15 protein-coding genes are annotated in these 15,699 nt (G+C 52.1%); 4 read left to right on the top strand and 11 right to left on the bottom strand.

Annotated features, from left to right (window positions below; genetic code table 11):
- Positions 1-25 precede the first annotated feature (25 nt).
- From B0I18_RS17295 to B0I18_RS17265, 7 genes are all read right to left on the bottom strand, one after another.
- Positions 26-1,426: an outer membrane beta-barrel protein gene (locus tag B0I18_RS17295; RefSeq protein WP_106523998.1), complete on the bottom strand. Its 1,401-nt coding sequence runs from the start codon at positions 1,424-1,426 to the stop codon at positions 26-28.
- Between the two features lie 41 nt (positions 1,427-1,467).
- The gene (locus tag B0I18_RS17290; RefSeq protein WP_106523997.1) at positions 1,468-2,028 is read right to left on the bottom strand and encodes a K(+)-transporting ATPase subunit C; all 561 of its coding nucleotides are present in this window, start codon (positions 2,026-2,028) and stop codon (positions 1,468-1,470) included.
- 26 nt (positions 2,029-2,054) lie between these two features.
- Positions 2,055-4,142 carry a potassium-transporting ATPase subunit KdpB gene (gene kdpB, locus B0I18_RS17285; RefSeq protein ID WP_106523996.1) on the bottom strand — a complete coding sequence of 696 codons (2,088 nt, stop codon included), beginning with the start codon at positions 4,140-4,142 and terminating at the stop codon, positions 2,055-2,057.
- Positions 4,143-4,151: 9 nt separating this feature from the next.
- Entirely contained in the window at positions 4,152-5,840 is a 1,689-nt protein-coding gene (kdpA, locus tag B0I18_RS17280; protein WP_106523995.1) for a potassium-transporting ATPase subunit KdpA, read from the bottom strand.
- A gap of 49 nt (positions 5,841-5,889) precedes the next feature.
- Complete coding sequence (gene kdpF / locus B0I18_RS25530; protein WP_106524144.1) at positions 5,890-5,967, bottom strand: K(+)-transporting ATPase subunit F; 78 nt, start codon at positions 5,965-5,967, stop codon at positions 5,890-5,892.
- Positions 5,968-6,090: 123 nt separating this feature from the next.
- Positions 6,091-6,450, bottom strand: a complete 360-nt coding sequence (locus B0I18_RS17270; RefSeq protein WP_106523994.1) for a DUF7674 family protein — start codon at positions 6,448-6,450, stop codon at positions 6,091-6,093.
- A 167-nt stretch (positions 6,451-6,617) separates the two neighbouring features.
- Entirely contained in the window at positions 6,618-7,961 is a 1,344-nt protein-coding gene (locus B0I18_RS17265) for a sigma-54-dependent transcriptional regulator (RefSeq protein ID WP_106523993.1), read from the bottom strand.
- Positions 7,962-8,155: 194 nt separating this feature from the next.
- On the opposite strand from B0I18_RS17265, the gene B0I18_RS17260 reads away from it, so the two are divergent.
- Entirely contained in the window at positions 8,156-8,554 is a 399-nt protein-coding gene (locus B0I18_RS17260; protein ID WP_106523992.1) for a hypothetical protein, read from the top strand.
- Here B0I18_RS17260 and metX read toward each other — a convergent pair.
- The gene (metX, locus tag B0I18_RS17255) at positions 8,551-9,579 is read right to left on the bottom strand and encodes a homoserine O-acetyltransferase MetX (protein ID WP_106523991.1); all 1,029 of its coding nucleotides are present in this window, start codon (positions 9,577-9,579) and stop codon (positions 8,551-8,553) included. The two genes, B0I18_RS17260 and metX, sit on opposite strands and share 4 nt — an antisense overlap.
- A gap of 81 nt (positions 9,580-9,660) precedes the next feature.
- On the opposite strand from metX, the gene B0I18_RS17250 reads away from it, so the two are divergent.
- Positions 9,661-10,095, top strand: coding sequence for an OsmC family protein (locus B0I18_RS17250; protein WP_146146788.1), 435 nt, complete (start codon positions 9,661-9,663; stop codon positions 10,093-10,095).
- 30 nt (positions 10,096-10,125) lie between these two features.
- On the top strand, positions 10,126-11,298 hold the full coding sequence (locus B0I18_RS17245) for a trans-sulfuration enzyme family protein (protein WP_245882109.1): 1,173 nt from the start codon (positions 10,126-10,128) through the stop codon (positions 11,296-11,298).
- A gap of 78 nt (positions 11,299-11,376) precedes the next feature.
- On the opposite strand, the gene B0I18_RS17240 is transcribed toward B0I18_RS17245, so the two are convergent.
- The 3 genes from B0I18_RS17240 to B0I18_RS17230 form a co-directional block, all read right to left on the bottom strand.
- On the bottom strand, positions 11,377-11,883 hold the full coding sequence (locus tag B0I18_RS17240; RefSeq protein ID WP_146146787.1) for a hypothetical protein: 507 nt from the start codon (positions 11,881-11,883) through the stop codon (positions 11,377-11,379).
- A gap of 8 nt (positions 11,884-11,891) precedes the next feature.
- Positions 11,892-14,513 carry a valine--tRNA ligase gene (locus B0I18_RS17235; RefSeq protein WP_106523987.1) on the bottom strand — a complete coding sequence of 874 codons (2,622 nt, stop codon included), beginning with the start codon at positions 14,511-14,513 and terminating at the stop codon, positions 11,892-11,894.
- 80 nt (positions 14,514-14,593) lie between these two features.
- Entirely contained in the window at positions 14,594-15,202 is a 609-nt protein-coding gene (locus tag B0I18_RS17230; RefSeq protein ID WP_106523986.1) for a hypothetical protein, read from the bottom strand.
- A gap of 128 nt (positions 15,203-15,330) precedes the next feature.
- Between B0I18_RS17230 and B0I18_RS17225 the strand changes: the two genes are divergently transcribed.
- Positions 15,331-15,537: a hypothetical protein gene (locus B0I18_RS17225; protein ID WP_106523985.1), complete on the top strand. Its 207-nt coding sequence runs from the start codon at positions 15,331-15,333 to the stop codon at positions 15,535-15,537.
- Positions 15,538-15,699: the final 162 nt, after the last annotated feature.

The following is a 15,699-nucleotide window of genomic DNA, read 5'->3' as shown; positions in this document are numbered from 1 at the left end:
TGGTTTTGGTTGGTCCTCTGGTTTATTATAAACGGAACAGCATCGCAAAGATGATCCTGTCCTCTGATTTTACGAGATCGGGACGCCAGTCTGCGGGCAGCGGCGTTGTGGTATAACCGGTAGGCGAGGTTACGCCACCCTTACCTGCGAAATAGGGCACATTGGCATGACGGTGTACATACTCCACCCGGAATGTTATACTCTGGTTGGGCATCCAATCGAAATTGGTAGAGCAATCCCAGCCTTTAAAGGGATCGCCGGGATTGGCGCTGAAGGGGTACAGGCCTGCTGTCTGGGTCGGGTTGTTGGGATTGGGCAAAGGACTTGCCTGGCCGGTAGGGTAGAGCACCAGGTAGCGGCCGGGATTGGTCATCAGGCCACCGCCGATGGTCCAGGCAAATTTGTTTTTGTAAAACCATACCCGGTTATAGAACATAGCGCTGGCAAAGTACTGGGCCGGTCCTTTGGCCGTATCGGCATTCGAAAAGCCGTTTACCCCGCCACCTTTTTCAAAGCCCAGGTCGCCGGTAAGCGAGAAGGCCATACGACTGATGCCTTTGGACTCCGGCTTGTTGTAATACCGTACCTGCAGGCTGTTGTCGGAGTGAAACCTTTTACGGTCGGGTATATTGGCCGCATCGGCGCCGTAATAGTCATTGGTCAATAGTTTTACCGCTTCATTGGGGCACCAGGTAATATTACCGCCAAAGCCCGGCATGCTGTTGAACTTGCCATAACTCTGCCAGCCATTGATGAGCCAGCCTTCGATCTTTAGTTTTTTGGTCGGAAATACCTGGATACGCAAGCCGTTAAAGAACCAGGGCGTATTGTCGGAAGTAAAAGAGGCCTGGTATTCCCAGTTCTCTACCTGGTAATAGGAGTTTAACCCTACATAGGACATAAACATACCCGCATCGATATTGATACCATACCATTTGTCGATATGATAACCTGCATAGGCCTCGCTCAGGTAGCGGTATACATTGGCCAGGTCGTACTGCCCGCGGTAAGGGCTGAAGTCGTTGCGGGGTACTACCGTAGCGCGTGTGCCAAACTGGGTAAGGATACGGGCATGGGCATTTTTATAGTTAAACTCGCCGCCCAGGTAAATACCCGAGAGGGTAACTTCATTGTTGCGGGCGAGCGCTGTAGAACCCACGACGGTATTGTCGTTGGGGTTATTGAAAGAGTGGGTATAGTTGGCGTCGAGCATGACGATACCGGTTACGTATTTGCTTTGCAGTACAGCGCTCTTCCTGCGGTCATTACCATTTTGCCAGGTCATATCATAACCGTCGAAGGGAATTTTTGGAGCATGAGCATCTACGGTCGTTACGGTGTCTTCTTCCTGTGCGAACAGGGGAGCGGCAGGCAGGCAAAAGGCAGTGGTTGCGGTAAGGGCCAGGGTACTTAGAACTTTGTTCATTGTGTTGAAATTGTATTTTGGGGTAGTTTGCATTTTATCGGTTATAATTTGGGTTGTAAGCGGTCGAGCGCCAGGTTTAGCTGCAATACGTTTACGCGATCGGGACCCAGCATGGGTTTGGCGGTATATCGACGGATCAGTTGGTTTAATGCAGCTTCTGAAATATGGCGTTGCATAGCGATCCGTTTTACCTGTATGGTAGCGGCTTTTACCGTAAGGTCGGGATCGAGCCCGCTGCCGCTGGCGGTTACCAGTTCCACGGGTATGTCTGCTTTTCCTACGCCGGGGTTGTGCACGAGGAAGGTGTCGATACGGGCCTGTACTTCTGCCAGGTAAGCGGCATTGGTTGGGCCTTTGTTGCTGCCGCCCGAACCTGCTGCATTGTAGCCTACGGCCGAAGGTCTTGAGTTGAAATAGCCGTCGCTGGTAAAAGCCTGGCCGATATTCGTATAATAACGATGACCGTTGCTTACGATGGTATCGCCCTTGCCCTTGCCGGGCGCGAGTTGAGCAGCGCCATAAATGACAAGGGTATAGACGCCTGAGAAAAATACCAGGCTGATGATGGTAAGCCTTAAAGCCCGGAAAATACTGGATATCATAAAAAGGAATTTTAAATCTGGAATATTTAGAGGAACAGGGATACGACCAGGTCGATCAGTTTGATGCCGATAAAAGGTATGATCACGCCGCCCAGGCCATAGATCAGCAGGTTCCTGCGTAACAGGGCGCTGGCGCCTACCGGTTTGTAGGCCACACCTTTCAGGGCCAGGGGTATCAGCAATGGTATGATGACGGCGTTAAAGATCACGGCCGAGAGGATCGCGCTTTCCGGGCTGTGCAGGCGCATGATATTGAGCCCCTGCAACGCCGGTATAAACGTGATGAAGAGTGCCGGTACGATGGCGAAATATTTGGCCACGTCGTTGGCAATAGAGAAGGTGGTAAGCGTACCCCGGGTCATCAGTAGCTGTTTGCCGATCTCCACGATCTCGATCAGTTTGGTCGGGTCGTTATCCAGGTCCACCATATTGCCGGCCTCTTTGGCGGCTTGTGTACCGCTGTTCATGGCTACGCCCACATCGGCCTGGGCCAGTGCCGGTGCATCATTGGTGCCGTCGCCCATCATGGCTACCAGCTTACCTGACTCCTGTTCTTTGCGGATATAATTCATCTTGTCTTCCGGGCGGGCCTCGGCAATATAATCGTCCACACCTGCTTTTTCGGCAATGAATTTGGCGGTGAGCGGGTTGTCGCCGGTTACCATCACGGTTTTCACCCCCATCTTCCGCAGCCGGTCAAACCGTTCGCGTATACCGGCTTTGATAATATCCTGCAGCTCGATCACACCCAGTACTTTATCGTTTTCCGCAACCACAAGCGGGGTGCCGCCTTTGGAGGATATGGTTTTGATCTGCTCCAGGGTATCTTCGGGGAAGGTATTGCCGGCTTTTTGCACCATATCCCGGATCGCATCGTAAGCGCCTTTGCGGATGCGGTCGGTGCCGATATTAATGCCCGAGCTTTTGGTCTCTGCGGTAAACTTGATGAAGTGCGGATCCGCTACCTGGTACGTGGCCGGGTCGATAGCGGCCAGCTCGATGATGGATTTGCCTTCCGGTGTCTCGTCGGCCATAGAGCTGAGTACCGTGCATTTCAGAAAGTGTTGTTCGTCGATGCCTTTGGAAGGATAGAAGTGTGTGGCTTTGCGGTTACCGATGGTTATGGTCCCGGTTTTATCCAGCAGCAATACATCGATATCGCCGGCCGTTTCTACGGCCTTACCGCTTTTGGTAATGACATTGGCTCTTAAGGCGCGGTCCATACCGGCTATGCCTATGGCCGAAAGCAGGCCACCTATGGTAGTCGGGATCAGGCATACGAACAGCGAGATAAAGGCCGCGATGGTGATCGGGGTATTGGCGTAGTCGGCAAAGGGTTTGAGCGTGGTGCATACGATAATGAAGACCAAGGTAAACCCAGCCAGCAGGATAGTCAGCGCGATCTCGTTGGGTGTTTTCTGGCGGCTGGCGCCTTCTACGAGGGCAATCATCTTGTCGAGGAAACTCTCGCCGGGTTCGGTGGTTACTTTTACCTTTATCTTATCGGACAATACTTTGGTGCCGCCGGTAACGGAACTCTTATCGCCGCCTGCTTCGCGGATCACCGGTGCGCTTTCGCCGGTAATGGCGCTCTCGTCGATCGAGGCCAGGCCTTCGATAATCTCGCCATCGATAGGGATAATATCGCCCGCCTCGCAGATAAAAAGATCGCCTTTGCGCAGGCTGGAGGAAGGCACGATATGTACCTCGTTCATAAAGATCTCGCCCACCAGCTCTACTTTTTTTGCCGGTGTTTCTTCCCGGGTCTTGCGCAGGCTGTTGGCCTGGGCCTTGCCTCTTGCTTCTGCGATGGCTTCGGCAAAGTTGGCGAAGAGCAGGGTGAGCAGCAGGATGAGGAATACGACCAGGTTATAACTGAAGCTGCCCTGGTCTTTGGCGCCGGTGGCGATATAGATGCAAACGAGCAGCATGATTAAGGTACCAATCTCAACGGTAAACATGACCGGGTTGCGGAACATGCTCTTCGGGTTGAGCTTGATAAAAGACTGCTTGAGCGCAGTAGCGACCAGGGCGCCGCTGAACAGCGATGCATTGCGTTCGCCGTTGCTGATGCCTTTTGATCTTAATAGTTCGTTTCTGTGTTCTCTGGTCATGATTTTAAATTATTTCAGGGAAAAAAATTCCGCAATAGGTCCGAGGGTCAGTGCCGGGAAGAAGGAAAGAGCGGCTACGATGGCGATCACGGCGAAGAGCATCAGGCCAAAGGTGCCCGAGTCGGTTTTTAAAGTACCGGCACTTTCGGGCGTATACTTTTTAGCGGCCAGCGATCCGGCTATGGCCACGGGGCCTATGATCGGCAGGAAGCGCGAGAGCAGCAATACGATACCCGTACTGATATTCCACCAGGGCGTATTGTCGCCCAGCCCTTCAAAGCCGCTGCCGTTATTGGCTGCCGAGGAGGTATACTCGTACAGGGCCTGGCTGAAGCCATGAAAGCCGGGGTTGCTGAGCGTCGATGCCGTATACTGCGGCAGGGCCATGGCCAGCGCGGTGCCGGCCAGGATCAGCAAGGGATGTAGCAGGGCTACGATCATTGCGATCTTCATTTCGCGGGCTTCTATTTTCTTACCCATAAACTCGGGGGTACGGCCTACCATAAGCCCGCTGATGAATACGGCCAGGATAATAAAGATGAAGAAGTTGAGGATACCTACACCGCAACCGCCATAGAAGCAATTCACCATCATCGCGATGAGCTCGTTCATGCCGGAGAGCGGCATGGTGCTGTCGTGCATCCCGTTAACGGAGCCTGTGGAGATAACCGTGGTTACGATACTCCAGAAGCCGGTAGCAGCGGCGCCGAAGCGGGTTTCCTTGCCTTCCATGGCTCCCTTGCTCATATCGATACCCATGTGGGCGCTCAGCGGGTTGCCCCTGGTTTCCATAAGTATATTAGGTATTACCAGCATCAGGAACCCGATGGTCATCACGCTGAACACGACCCAGGCAAATTTTTTGCGTTTCAGGTAGTAACCCAGTGCGAAGATCATGGCGAATGGAACGATCATCTGCGCCATCATCAATACCATATTGGTCAGGTAATTCGGATTCTCGAAAGGGTGGGCGGCATTGGCGCCGAAGAAGCCCCCGCCATTGGTGCCGATATGTTTGATGGCGATAAAGGCCGCAGCGGGACCTGTCGATACCTGTACGGTATCGCCCTGCAGGTTGGTAATGGTGTCTTTGCCTGCGAAGGTCATAGGCGTACCGTTAAACAACAGTACCAGGGCTACGATCACGGATAAGGGCAACAGGATGCGGGTACAGGATTTCAGGAAATAATCATAGAAATTGCCCAACTTTTCGGTGGTCCTGGTTTTTAAGGCATTGAACAGTAAGGCAGCAGCTGCCATGCCGGTACCGGCGCTTACAAACTGGAGGAACATCAGGAAGAGCTGCGACAGGTAGCTCAGGCCGGTTTCGCCGGAGTAGTGCTGCAGGTTGCAGTTGACCACAAAGGATATACTGGTGTTGAAAGCCAGGTCGGCGCTCATATTGGGGTTGCCATCCGGATTCAGCGGCAGGTACTGTTGGGTCATCAATACCAGCATGCCCGACAGGAACCAGACCAGGTTGATGATCAGCATATGTTTCATATGCTCTTTCCAGTTCATCTCCTTATGGGGATCGATGCCGGAAAGCCGGAAAAATAGACGTTCTACGGGATTAAAGATCTTGTCTGTCCAGGACCGTTCGCCGCTGTACATGCGGGCTATGTATTTGCCCAGGGGTACAGCCAGCGCCAGGGTCAGCACAAACATGAGTATAATTCCGGGTAGTTCCTTGCTCATTTTATAAAAGGTTGAATCTTGTAGTTAAGAGGGTATGGACGGCTACGGGCTAGAATTTTTCGGGTCGCAGCAGTACGTAACACATATAGATAAAGGCCAGTAGCGATACAATGAATAAAGCGGTCATGGGTTTTAGATTTTTTCGAAGAAATGAATGGAACGGTACAGGAGTATAAAACAGATTACTCCGCCGAGTACAAGCAATAAGGTGTTCATCGTTGCATACTATTTTAGAAGTGAAAGAAACGGATCAGAGGCCCGAGCGGTAGATCTGGCGTACATAAGCCGAGTAAAGAGTTACGGGTATCTTGGACTGGATCTGTTTCCATTCGAGGCGGTTGCAGGCGCATTGCAGCCCCGAGAAGGAGTATACGAATACATTCTCCACGGCGTTGCGTACCACCTGGTTGCCTTTCTCATAGATCTTGTCGGCCACCTGCATGCATTTAACAACGGCAGGCAGGTCGTGCAGCGACAGCAGGCTGCGGGTATAATGGGTCAGTACTTTAATGATCTGTGTGGCATTGCCATCGGGGGCATGCTCTTTTAAGCTAGGCACTATCGCGGGCAGTTCGTCTTCCAGCATGGCCGGTATCTCGTATGGGTTCATATAATTGGATATCTGTTTGTCCTCTTATATGCCAAATCCGGGCCAGATCCGGGAGGTGTGGTTTAAAGCGTTTATAGTCAGTATTTTAATTTTATAGCGGTCTTTAAGGGCATAAAAAAAGCCTATCAAAATGATAGGCTTTTTCTCAAAATGATAGGTAGCGTGTGCTACTGTATTTTGTATTCTTCGAGTTTGCGGTAGAGGGTGGCAATGCCGATCTCCAGCAGGCGTGCAGCCTCGGCTTTATTGCCGCGGGTATGGTTCAGTACTTTCTGAATATGCAGCTTTTCGGCGCTCATTAGCGAAAAGGCCGACAGGTGCGTCTTCCCGCTGGTGGGGCTTGCCTCCTGTATTTCGAAGGGCAGGGAAGCAGGGCCCAGCTCATTGCGTTCGCTCAGGATCACGGCCCGCTCGATCACGTTTTTCAGTTCGCGGATATTGCCGGGCCAGGCATAGGCTTCCAGCCTGGCTATAAAACCCGGGGCGAAATGTTTTTCCTGGCCATCGGTTTTGGCCGCAAACTGGCGGGTGTAAAAAACAGCGAGCGCTTCAATGTCTTTTACGCGTTCGCGCAGGGGCGGCAGCTGGATCTGGAATACATTAAGACGGAAGTAAAGGTCGGAGCGGAAGAGATGGGCCTCGCTTTCGGCTTTAAGGTCTTTATTCGTAGCCGCAATCAGGCGGAAGTCGGACTTTTGCGGCCGGGTATCGCCCAGCTTGATGAATTCGCTGGTTTCGAGTACCCGCAACAGTTTGGCCTGCAGGTCGAGCGGCATCTCGCCGATCTCGTCGAGAAAGAGGGTGCCGCCGTTGGCCTCTTCGATCAGGCCCTTTTTATCTTTGGCTGCGCCGGTAAAGGCGCCTTGTTTATACCCAAACAGTTCGCTTTCCAGGATGTCCTTACCCAGGGCGCTGCAGTTAAGGGCTACAAAGTTTTTGCCGCAGCGGCTGCTGCCCTGGTGTATGGCCTGGGCAAATACTTCTTTACCCGTACCGGTTTCGCCGGTAAGCAGTACGGCGGCATCGGTGGGGGCCACCTTTTTGGCCAGCGATATGGCATCCTGCAGCGGTTTGGACTGGCCTATGATGCTTTGAAAGGAGTACTTCTTACCGACCCTTTGCTCCAGTTCCTTAACCCTCTTAAGCAGGCTTACTTTTTCCATGGCGCGGTTCAGCAGGGGAATAATCTTATCATTGTCGTCGCCCTTGACGATATAGTCGAAAGCCCCGTTCTTCATGGCTTGTACGCCATCGGGAATATTGCCGTAGGCGGTAAGCAGGATAATCTCCAGCAGGGGAAACCGGGTCTTTAGTTTTTCGACCAGGTCCAACCCGTTGCCATCGGGCAGTTTTACATCGCAGAGCACCACATCGATATCGTGTTGTTCGGCCTTGCGGATGCCCGATTTTATATCGGCTGCTTCCACCACATGGAAGCCTTCACCCTTTACGATGCGCGACAGCAGGCCCCGGAGCTTTTCTTCGTCGTCTATTATCAGAACGGTTTTCAAATTGTGCGTGTATTATTGGAGGATCAAAAGTAAAAATTAAATGAACAAGGATAGGGGTAGGCGCCGGTTCGGCAGTCTTAATACGATCATTGCCCTTTATAAAATTTACAAAAGCATGACACTGGCCTGGTTTGTTTTATATGGGAGTAATTAATATATTGTCTATCTTGTGCCCGATTCAATAACAGGTCTGTATGAAACCCCTGCGTGCCGGATTTATTTATAGTCTTTCTTTTATCACGGCCACGGTTCTGTGCACGATGCTCATTATCCTGGGTAACGACCTGCTGGTGCCGGATACCTACCAGCACGAGCTCATTCTCAAACTCGACTATGCCCAGTGGCTGCCGGTTACGGCCTGCTACCTGGCTTTGTCCTGCCTGGGTTACCTGTTACTGGTCAAATTGCCTTTCCGCCGTATGAACGGCCTGGTGCTGGCTTTACTTTCGGGCATCCTTGCCCTGCTGGTCGTACTACTCGGCACCGGCAGTCTCGACTACCTCGATAATTATAACTGGTATCATGTAAAAAACGCCGCTGCTTTTTTCCTGGCGGGTTTTGTGTTCGGCATCCTGTCCGAACGACTCGATTAAGCGCCGGTTAAGCCTTCCAGCCAGTTTTGCAGGCGTTGGCCTACCTGTTCCGATTCTACCAGGAACCCGTCATGACCATATTCCGAATCAATTTCTTCATAACGGCACAGGGGTAAATGCTGTGCCAGGAACCGCTGTTCGTGGGGCGGGCAAAGAATATCGCTGCTGATACCCACGAGCAATACCGGTTGCGCAATCTGTTGTAACACCGCTTCTGCAGAGGCTGCACGGCCCCTGGCCAGGTTATGGCTATCCATTGCTTTTGTCAGGGTCCAGTAGCTGTAGGCATTAAAGCGGCTTACCAGTTTGTCGCCCTGGTATTGAATATAGGTGCTGGCTTTAAAATCATCTGTTTTACTGGTATCGGTATCGGTTTGTTGTTTGTTCATCAGCGCCGGGTTGCGGTAGGTCAGCATACCTATGGCCCTGGCGGCTTTCAGGCCTGCTGCGCCGGCATTATCGGCTGCTGTGCCAAAACTTTGGTCGGCGCTTATGGCCAGTCGTTGCGCCGTATGAATGGCAATGCCCCAGGCACTTTCGGCCGCCGAGGTTACCAGCAGGAACAGGTTGCGGATACGCTGCGGTTCGGCCAGGGCCCACTCCATGGCCTGGTAGCCGCCCATACTGCCACCGGCCAGCAGGTGTATCTCTTCGATGCCCAGGTGCCGGCGCAGCAATATATGCGCCTGTACCATATCGCGTATCGTCAGTAAGGGAAAACTGTTGTGAAAGGGCGCCCCGGTTGTTTTGTCGATACTGAGCGGCCCCGTACTGCCATAACAGCTGCCGATAATATTGGCACATACGATAAAATGCCGGGCCGGGTCAATCGTCCTGCCTTCGCCCACCAGTCCGTCCCACCAGCCCGCAGCATCGCCGCTGGCGGTAAGGGCATGGCAGATCCATACCACATTGCTCTTGTCTGCATCCAGCTGCCCGTAGGTATGGTAGCTGATGTGGAGTTCCGGCAGGCTGCCGCCGTTTTCCAATGTAAAAGCCTGGTCGTAATGGTAACTGTTTTGCATGCCTGTTCTTGTATCGGGTAATTGAATTTAATTGTGCAAAAGTAATTGTTGGTGTCTTATTTTTACAGCAAAATAAAAAGTATGCCTTCTATTCACATAAAATACCATATCGCCGAACGCACCTTTACCGCTACGGACGAAAATGGTAACGATGTCAATTTTCAATCGGTACCCGATGGTGTAGAGCGGCCCCGGCTGGATGCGGTAAGCACCGGTGTACGGCCTATGCAGGGCGTTATTATGTCGCTGGGTACCTGCAGCGGTATCGATATCGTCAGTATCCTGGAAAAGCAACGCCAGGTTTTCGATAGTTTCGAAATGGATATCGATGCGGAGCGGGAGCAGGACAAAGTACCGGCCCTGTGGACCAAAGCGCATATCCGTTTCCGTTTTACGGGCGCGCTGGATGCCGACAAGGCCCAACGTGCCGCGGCTTTGTCGATCGACAAATACTGTTCCGTGGCCGAAACCCTGCGCCGCGCGGGCTGTACCATTACATACGAGGTAAACCTGTAAGCGCTCCTGATCTTTTAAAATTTTTTATCCATGTCTAAGCAAATGAATCCGATTACACAGGCAATCCGTATTCAGGCCGAACGTTCCGGCCAGATGGAACACTCCGTTCCTTTGTATTTAACCAGCAGTTTTTGTTTTGATACCGCCGAAGAAATGCGGGCTACCTTTGCCGATGAGCGCGAAGCCAATATCTACAGCCGCTTTGTTAATCCTAACGTTACCGAATTTACCGACAAGATCGCGGCGCTGGAAGGTACCGAGGCCGCCTATGCTACCGCATCGGGCATGAGCGCGATCTCCTCAACGTTCCTGGCCCTGCTCAAACAGGGCGATCACCTGCTGAGCTGCAATGCTATATTCGGCAGCACCCATACGGTGCTCAACAAGTACCTGCCCAAGTACGGGATCAGCAGCAGTTACTTCGCTGCCGACCAACCCGACACCTGGGAACAGGCTATACGCCCCGAGACGAAAATGATCTATGTGGAAACGCCTACCAATCCCGGGCTCGATATCCTGGACCTGGAGCGGCTGGGCGAGTTGGCCCGTAAGCATGGGCTCCTGTTCGTGGTAGATAACTGTTTTGCTACGCCCATTGCACAAAGACCTGTCGAATACGGCGCCGACCTGGTTATCCACTCCGGCACCAAATGGCTAGATGGGCAGGGCCGGGTACTGGCGGGCGTTGTAGCCGGCCGCAAAGACCTGATACACGATATTTATTTGTTCTGCCGCAGTATGGGGCCTTCGCTCTCGCCCTTTAACGCCTGGATCCTGAGCAAAAGCCTGGAAACACTGGACGTGCGTATGGAGCGTCATGCGGCCAATGCCTTATACCTGGCGCAGCAACTGGAACATCATACGGCAATCAAAACACTCCGGTATCCTTTCCTGGCCTCGCATCCGCAATACGACATCGCCGTAAAACAGATGAAGAACGGCGGCGGTATCATATGTTTCGAACTGGCCGGCGGACTGGAAGCAGGGCGCCGTTTTCTCGATAAACTGAATATGCTTTCGCTGACGGCCAACCTGGGCGATACCCGCAGTATTGCTTCGCACCCGGCAAGTACTACCCATGCTAAACTGACGGAGGAAGAGCGGCTGGCCGTGAATATTACCCCCGGCCTGATCCGCATCTCCGCCGGGCTGGAACACCGCGACGATATCCTGCAGGATATTTTGCAGGCCCTGGAACCCTGAACCAGCGGGCTTTGACTAACATATAAAAGAGCGATACCCCAGGGTATCGCTCTTTGCTTATCAGGTTACTGTTGTGTTTTATTCCGTAATAATCAGTTTGATCGGCTCGGCATAAAAGAAGCTTTTGCCGGTATCGGTATATTTCGAGATCACCTGGTCGAAATACGCGGTATCGCCGCCTTTGGAGCGCTCCCGGATATTCTGCAACCAGAAGGCGGGTAACTGGCCGCCTTCGCTTTCTGTAGAATAGAAATCGGCCATGATCCTGGGGGTACCCATACTGTCTTCATACAGGCCGCGTTCCGAATAACTGAAGGTGTACCCGATTACTTTGTGTTCCCTGCCCAGGCTGTCCTTAGCGATCAGCGGGTAGGCGATCAGGGAGTCGAAGGCTTTCTTGCTGATCTTACCGGAACCGGTTTTGCCATCGGAAAGAAAGGCTTTGCCTTTATGTATGATCTTTTTTTTCGGCTCGGCCTTTTGCAACGTTGGCTGCGCCTTGCGTTGCTGCGCCTGTGCCAGGCTGAAAGCGCCTGCCATTGCTGCAATGATTACCGGGAACACATATTTTTTCATCTTCGACATAATTTTATTTACAACAGGCTCAAACTTTCCTCCAGGGTTTTGATCTTAGCTACCGCATCGGATTGTTTTTTTCTTTCGTTCTCGATAATCTCGGGTTTGGCGTTCTGCACAAATCTTTCGTTACTGAGTTTTTTATCAACGCTCAACAGGAAACCTTTCAGGTATTCCAGCTCTTCCTGCATTTTGCCGCGTTGTGCTTCGGGGTCTACCTCGATTTTGCAGTCAAGATAAACTTTTTCGGTCTGTACTACAAGTGCAATCCAGCCGGCGGGCGCTTCGGTAGCCATTTCCAGGCTATCGGCGTTTACCTGGCGCTGCAGGATATGACCTGCGGCCGTGTAGAACCCGGTATTGGCGGTATCTATAGCCACCGAAACGGTTTCTTTTGGCTTCAGCTGGTTTTTGTTACGGGTGTCCCTGATGGCAGAGATCAGTTGCTGCAACAAGGCGCCCTGGCGCAATACCTGGTCGTCTGCAGCGCTCGCTGCGGGCAACTGGCGGTTGATCAGGTCTTCCTGCTGCTCGCGCAACAGGTGGAATACCTCTTCGGTGAGGAAAGGCATGTATGGGTGCAACAGTTGCAACAGGTCTTCGAAAAGCGACAGGGTCTTTTCGTATACTTCGCGGCTCATCGCCTGGTCCTGTGCGGGTTTTACCCATTCGAGGTACCAGGAGCAGAAGTCGTCCCAGATGAGGGAGTAAATCGTTTTTAAGGCTTCGCTCAGTTTAAAGTCGCGGAACATATGGTCGATCTGGGTCCTGGCTTCGAGGATGCGGTTATGCATCCAGCTGGTGGCAAAGGCGCCGTCCTGGCTGTTGCTCAGGCCTTCCTGCGTTGTTTTCTCTTCCCACATCTTAACCAGTTTCAGGGCGTTCCAGATCTTGTTGGAGAAGTTGCGGCCCTGTTCCAGGAACGATTCATCATACAGGATATCGTTACCGGCAGGCGATGAGATCAATACGCTGAAACGTACGATATCGGCGCCGTAGTCTTCGATCAGCTGCAGCAAATCGGGCGAGTTGCCCAATTGCTTACTCATCTTCCGGCCTTGTTTATCGCGGATCAGGCCGGTAAAGTATACTTGTTCGAAAGGCAGTTTGCCCTGGTATTCGTAACCGGACATGATCATCCTGGCTACCCAGAAGAAGATGATGTCGGGAGCCGTAACCAGTGTGCTGGTCGGGTAATAATAAGCCAGTTCTTTATTGTTATGATCTTTATCCCAGTCGAATACTTCCATCGGCCACAGCCATGCCGAAAACCAGGTATCGAATACATCTTCTTCCTGGCGCAGCTCGTCGGCGCCATCGGGGAAGGCGGCTTTATAAGCTGCCTTCGCTTCGGCTTCGGTGGGCGCTACATAAATATTGCCCTGTTTGTCGTACCAGGCCGGTATGCGCTGTCCCCACCAGAGCTGGCGGCTGATACACCAGTCTTTGATATTGCTCATCCAGTGGCGGTACAAGTTTTTGAACTTGGAGGGGTAGAACCGGATATCGTCGTTCATTACCGCTTCCAGCGCGGGCTGGGCCATACGGTCCATATTGCACCACCATTGCATCGACAGGCGCGGTTCGATTACCGCGTTGGTCCTTTCCGAAACGCCTACCTGGTTGGTATAGTCTTCCTGTTTTACAAAATTGCCGGAGGTTTTCAGGTCTTCCACGATCTTTTTACGTACGGCAAAACGGTCTTCGCCGATATAGAGCTGTGCCGCTTCGCTGAGGGTGCCGTTGGCATTCAGCGTATCGATTACCTCCAGGTTATGCTTCTGGCCCAGGTTGTAGTCGTTGATATCGTGCGCCGGTGTTACTTTCAGCGCGCCGGTGCCGAATTCCTTGTCGATATAATCGTCGAAGATGATCGGGATGCGGCGGTTGATCAGGGGCACGAAGCAGTATTTGCCTTTAAGGTGGGCATAACGTTCATCGTCGGGGTGAACGCATACCGCGGTATCGCCCAGGATCGTTTCGGGGCGTACGGTGGCAATGGTTATATATTCTTCCGTATCGCTGTCGATGCGATAGCGTACATAAGTCAGTTTGGAATTGGTTTCTTTATGGATCACCTCTTCATCGCTGAGGGCGGTAAGCGCCTGCGGATCCCAGTTGATCATTTTTACACCCCGGTAAATATTGCCTTTGCGGTACAGGTCTACAAACACGTTGATTACGGCTTTGTAGTATCCTTCATCCATGGTAAAGTGCGTGCGTTCCCAGTCGAGCGAACAGCCCAGTTTCTTGAGCTGCTGCAGGATGATGCCGCCATATTTCTCTTTCCACTCCCAGGCATATTTCAGGAACTCCTCGCGGCTGAGCTTATTTTTATCAATGCCCATTTCGCGCAGCATATTTACGACTTTGGCTTCGGTAGCAATAGAGGCATGGTCGGTACCCGGCACCCAGCAGGTATTATAGCCCTGCATACGGGCGCGGCGCAGCAGGATGTCCTGGACCGTATTGTTAAGCGCATGACCCATGTGCAGCACACCGGTTACATTGGGCGGAGGCATTACAATTGTATAGGCAGGGCGCTCGTCGGGTACACTATGAAAGTATCCTTTGGTATTCCAGTAATCGTACCACTTTTGCTCGGTAGCCTGGGGTACGTAATTTTTGCTCAGTTCCATTGCTAAAAAATAAGGATGCAAATGTAATGATTTGTGGTCAAAGCCGGAAGCGGCGCTGTTGTAACCCGTACATGCATGTTTTAAAAACGGTAACCCGCACGGAACAGGGCCAGTAGCATGGGCATGGTATCGTCCTGGTCCGGGTCGCCGTTTTGTCCCACGCCCAGGTGCAGGTCCAGGCCCAGGCTTACTTTGCGCGACAGGGTGAAATTGACCGAGTTATTCATCAGGAAACCTGCCCTGAGATAATGCTCTTTTCTTTTATCCTCGTAGGCCGGGCCTACAGGGCTATAGCCCTTTGAATAAGTGCGTGCCAGGTCGTACACGCCCACCGACAGGCCCAGGGCGTAACGTACTACGCCGCGGCTGGAAGTAGGGTAGAACTTAAAACCAATAAGACCGCCTGTCGTCACGGTTTTGTATTGGGAGCGGTAATGCCAGGCCTCATCCTGTACATTGATCGTAAGGGGCACATACAGGCTGATCCTGGCACGCGGGTCCAGGAAGCGTTCGTAGGTTATACCGGCGGCGTAACCTTCGTTCTGGGCGGCTACGGGGATCACGGAAATAATATTGTTGCCATAGCCTTCGGTGCTGTAGCCGGCGCGGGGCTCCTCTGTTGCGTCCTGTGCCCGGCCTGCAAAGGAGAGCAGCATCAGGGCGCCGCTAAAGATGAAAAAACGGTTCATGTAGTTGTAGGGTTTTCAGGGGTAAGATAATAAATGTTTTTGTAAGGTTAATAGTTATGATGCGCGTTTCATGCGATGTTGCGTATACGATTTATCCTTATCTTTGGCTATCTTAAAAACAGGTAACGATGAAAAAAATAACATTATTGCTCGGCGCTGCCCTGATCATGGGTTCGGCTGCTTTCGCAGGCGACGGTAAGAAAGAAGGCTGCTGCGCTAAAGGCAAAAAAGAGGCCTGCCATGCTTCTAAAGATAAAAAAGACGAAAAGAAAGGTACCGCACAGGCAGATGCTAAAAAAGCAGAACCTAAAGCTACCGCGGTTAAAAAATCCTGAGTTTTTTAATTGCTTCAAAAATACCGGTGTGTCGGCTTGTAAGAGTTCGTACACCGGTATTTTAAGCTATATAACCACCGTGTCGGGTATTGCCGGCAATAGCAGGGAGTCCTGGAGCAAACGGCTTCATTACACGGGTATCTATTGACCGTAAACCAAAGT

Source organism: Taibaiella chishuiensis (assembly GCF_003014535.1).
Classification (GTDB): domain Bacteria; phylum Bacteroidota; class Bacteroidia; order Chitinophagales; family Chitinophagaceae; genus Taibaiella; species Taibaiella chishuiensis.
This window is presented reverse-complemented; position numbering and strand designations above follow the sequence as displayed.

Coding starts and splice junctions, on each gene's coding strand:
- B0I18_RS17295 (WP_106523998.1), bottom strand. CDS start 1,426: ATGAACAAAGTTCTAAGTACCCTGGCCCTTACCGCAACCACTGCCTTT.
- B0I18_RS17290 (WP_106523997.1), bottom strand. CDS start 2,028: ATGATATCCAGTATTTTCCGGGCTTTAAGGCTTACCATCATCAGCCTG.
- kdpB (WP_106523996.1), bottom strand. CDS start 4,142: ATGACCAGAGAACACAGAAACGAACTATTAAGATCAAAAGGCATCAGC.
- kdpA (WP_106523995.1), bottom strand. CDS start 5,840: ATGAGCAAGGAACTACCCGGAATTATACTCATGTTTGTGCTGACCCTG.
- kdpF (WP_106524144.1), bottom strand. CDS start 5,967: ATGACCGCTTTATTCATTGTATCGCTACTGGCCTTTATCTATATGTGT.
- B0I18_RS17270 (WP_106523994.1), bottom strand. CDS start 6,450: ATGAACCCATACGAGATACCGGCCATGCTGGAAGACGAACTGCCCGCG.
- B0I18_RS17260 (WP_106523992.1), top strand. CDS start 8,156: ATGAAACCCCTGCGTGCCGGATTTATTTATAGTCTTTCTTTTATCACG.
- metX (WP_106523991.1), bottom strand. CDS start 9,579: ATGCAAAACAGTTACCATTACGACCAGGCTTTTACATTGGAAAACGGC.
- B0I18_RS17250 (WP_146146788.1), top strand. CDS start 9,661: ATGCCTTCTATTCACATAAAATACCATATCGCCGAACGCACCTTTACC.
- B0I18_RS17245 (WP_245882109.1), top strand. CDS start 10,126: ATGTCTAAGCAAATGAATCCGATTACACAGGCAATCCGTATTCAGGCC.
- B0I18_RS17240 (WP_146146787.1), bottom strand. CDS start 11,883: ATGTCGAAGATGAAAAAATATGTGTTCCCGGTAATCATTGCAGCAATG.
- B0I18_RS17235 (WP_106523987.1), bottom strand. CDS start 14,513: ATGGAACTGAGCAAAAATTACGTACCCCAGGCTACCGAGCAAAAGTGG.
- B0I18_RS17230 (WP_106523986.1), bottom strand. CDS start 15,202: ATGAACCGTTTTTTCATCTTTAGCGGCGCCCTGATGCTGCTCTCCTTT.
- B0I18_RS17225 (WP_106523985.1), top strand. CDS start 15,331: ATGAAAAAAATAACATTATTGCTCGGCGCTGCCCTGATCATGGGTTCG.